A 1,309-nucleotide genomic window follows, 5' to 3' on the forward strand; every position below is an offset into this window, starting at 1 on the left:
GCGCGGTGTAGTGCAGGTGGTGCGGACCTGCCCAGATGTACAGGGTGATCAGCGCCCAGAAGTGCACGATCGACAGGCGATACGAGTAGATCGGGCGTTCGGCCTGCTTGGGTACGAAGTAGTACATCATGCCCAGGAAGCCGGTGGTCAGGAAGAAGCCCACGGCGTTGTGGCCGTACCACCACTGGATCATCGCGTCGGTCGCGCCCGAGTAGGCCGAGTACGACTTGAACAGGCTGACCGGCAGCGAGGCGTGGTTGACGATGTGCAGCATCGCGGTCACCACGATGAAGGCACCGTAGAACCAGTTGCCCACATAGATGTGCTTGGTCTTGCGCTTGACGATGGTGCCGAAGAACACCGCACCGTAGGTAACCCACACGATGGCCAGCAAAATGGCGATAGGCCATTCCAGTTCTGCGTATTCCTTGGTCGTGGTGTAGCCCAGCGGCAGGGTGACCAGCGCGCCGACGATCACCGCTTGCCAGCCCCAGAAGGTGAAGGCCGCGAGGCTGTCGGAAATCAGTCGCGTCTGGCAGGTTCGCTGCACGACATAGTAGGAAGTGGCAAACAGTGCGCACCCACCGAAGGCGAAGATCACCAGGTTGGTGTGCAGGGGGCGCAGGCGTCCAAAGCTCGTCCACGGCAGGTCCAGGTTCAGCTGAGGCCAGACCAGTTGCGAGGCGATGAAGACACCGAGGCCCATGCCAAGGATCCCCCAGACCACCGTCATGATGGCGAACTGGCGGACGACCTTATAGTTATAAGCAGTCGGACTGATTGCTGTGCTCATTCTAAGGTTCCACGGTTTGGGTGTTTTTGTTGGTTAAAAAATCGGCGCAAGTATGTATAAACCGTGTGGTTATTGCAACGCGATGGAAATCGCGCAGCACCTTGCGAAGGCCGATTTTACGGCGTTTCCAGCCGATTGGCGGTGGGAAGTGTACACAATCGCAAGGCGATAATGTGCACCATTATTCCGCTTTCGTTGTGCACGCATTAAGCTGCCTTGGCACTATCGTCCTGCGTGGTCAGGGCAGGCAATTCGCACTTGGGCCGGGATCCATCAGCCTTTGGTGGTGGCTCGCGAACAGAAAGTGCGCCAAAAAGGTGCATTCAGGTGCAAGACTTCAAGCCACTGTGGCAACAAGCTTAGTCTCGATCAGGGGGGGTGCAAGGCGGGTGTGCGGCGGGGTGCGACACTTGGTCGCAAGGGGCGGTGGGAACCGCCGCACCGTTGTCGATGCGGCGGTTTGAGTCAAGGCTCAGTTACATCATCGTTTCACTTGGCAGTTACGTTCTCTGCCGG

General features: G+C 58.4%; 1 protein-coding gene. It reads right to left on the reverse strand.

The features are described from left to right. Positions 1-793: cbb3-type cytochrome c oxidase subunit I (locus tag DN387_RS24960; RefSeq protein WP_254506382.1), on the reverse strand; the 793-nt coding region annotated here is incomplete at its 3' end. Positions 794-1,309: the final 516 nt, after the last annotated feature.

It is taken from the genome of Pseudomonas sp. FBF18 (assembly GCF_024261405.1).
In the GTDB taxonomy this organism is placed as follows: Bacteria; Pseudomonadota; Gammaproteobacteria; order Pseudomonadales; family Pseudomonadaceae; genus Aquipseudomonas; species Aquipseudomonas palmensis.